We start from the raw sequence: 1,821 nt of genomic DNA on the forward strand, positions 1-1,821 counted from the left end.
TCTATATATGGGTTACGATTACCCTGCATTTCATGTATTGCCTGGTTTCTATGTTTTTCATAAGTGCTGACCGGAAAAAGCCGATGCCATTCCATAAGCAGCTCCAAGTCAATATTGCCGCTATCGATGATGCCCTCATATCTGAGTAAAAAGTATAAAGTAGCCCTCGCCACGATGCCTTTTCCGTATTCAGGCTCGAATTTACCCTCCTCTGATTTCCCGCAGCCCGCTTTTATACCCGCCGCCGATTTTTCAGGGATATAATCCTTAAAATCATGGTATGGATAGTTACTCCGGCTACTGTTACATGTTGGTTCACAGGCGAACAGATGATGCAAATCCCCCCTCATCGGTTCTTTTTTATCGAACCATGATTGAGGTACGACATGTTCACAATTAACGAGAATGTTCTCCATATTTGTTGATTCTATGCCTCTTGATACCACTTCCAGTATACGGATATCTTCCTCAATGACTCGTACAGGGTCCATCCCTTTACCGGAATACAGGCTTTTCAACTGGCCATTTTCCTGTAAGTCCACCCAAGGGTAAACATGACGATGTGGTGAGTAGTTCAGCTGGTTTTTATGGGTTGCCACAAGTAGGTCCTTCAATCCTTCCCGGTCCAAAGAACCATCTTTATAGTATGCCAGCTTAAGTTCCTGATCCTTGGTTTCATCATAGTATTCGCGGTTTTCATTGAAGTTCACAAGTGCAGCCATTGCCATTTCCCGTTCTTTTTCAAGTACTTCAAAACTATACTTCATCCACTCATCCCCCCGCTTCTATTAAAACCTAACTTTTACCATAATTTAAGTTTAATAGAAATCCATCTAGAAAAAAAGGTGCTTTAGAAGGGTCTAACGAAGAATTTCAATAAAATGGGTAAGGATTTTCGCCGTCATCCCCCAGATTACACGTTCGTTATATATGTAAAAATATTCTTCCATCTGTTTTGGCTGCCATTTATAATTCTCCCCGCCAACTACTAAATCATGAGGGAAGTTGTCATGCGGTTCCACCTTATATTTGACATGATAAATCTCTGGAGGTTTTTCCATGAAAAAAGATAAGGGGACCGTAAAAACGGTTTCTACCTCAGCTGGATTAGGTATGATCCGTTGATGGTTACGAACAAATCCTGCATATGGATAGACAATCATCCCAAATGGAGATACCAAATAATCGATTGGAAAGACATTTTCGATATCTTCTTTTCTCAAATTAAGTTCCTCATATGTTTCCCTTAAGGCAGCATCCTGTTCATCACGGTCCAGCTTGTCTATTTTCCCGCCCGGAAAACATATATCCCCCGGCTGCCTTCTCAGTTTGTGTGAACGCTCTTCGAAAAGAACATGAATTCCATCCTCTTTCTCTATAAGCGGTACCAATACAGCATACTTTGAAAAATTCCCACTCCCTAAAATTTCAGGGATATGTAATGTCAGTTTTTTTGTTATAGCTTCATTATTCATGTCCCTCACCTCTTCTGCCTGATAGTATTGATTTTCTGCCACTCCTTATCATTCCATTTTCGAACATCCGCTATAACTAAGCAAGGAAAACGATTCCAAAATGTCCCCTAAGTTCGCAATATAATTCTTTTCCTCTTATTCTTCCTAAATCATTGCCAAAAGCACCGTTCAAATTTCTGAACGGTGCTAAAATTAAACGCAGCAGTCTCGTTTAAAAAGCAAAGTATCGATGCGATCTTTCTTAAGTAAAGGCTGTTCTCGCATACTTTGTTGCTATTTACCAAGTAAAGCGGTGTGGTTGATTTCCCCTTCAGATGCTCACTTTCCGCGGGGCGGGCGGTGAGCC

Annotated in this window: 3 protein-coding genes; all 3 read right to left on the reverse strand. The window is 41.0% G+C overall.

Going from position 1 to position 1,821, the window contains the following annotated elements; translation table 11 throughout:
- A partial coding sequence (locus ACFVSH_RS26180) for an endonuclease I family protein (protein WP_387708717.1) occupies positions 1-767 on the reverse strand: 767 nt, incomplete at its 3' end.
- A 93-nt stretch (positions 768-860) separates the two neighbouring features.
- Entirely contained in the window at positions 861-1,475 is a 615-nt protein-coding gene (locus ACFVSH_RS26185; protein ID WP_387708719.1) for an NUDIX hydrolase, read from the reverse strand.
- Between the two features lie 149 nt (positions 1,476-1,624).
- Positions 1,625-1,821, reverse strand: a 197-nt coding sequence (locus ACFVSH_RS26190) for a hypothetical protein (RefSeq protein ID WP_387708721.1), incomplete at its 5' end; no start/stop codon positions are given.

The organism is Peribacillus sp. NPDC058002, assembly GCF_042886655.1.
Taxonomy (GTDB): domain Bacteria; phylum Bacillota; class Bacilli; order Bacillales; family DSM-1321; genus Peribacillus; species Peribacillus aracenensis.

What these genes read in the sequence shown, in the direction of transcription:
- ACFVSH_RS26185 (WP_387708719.1), bottom strand. Translation starts at nt 1,475, where the DNA reads ATGAATAATGAAGCTATAACAAAAAAACTGACATTACATATCCCTGAA.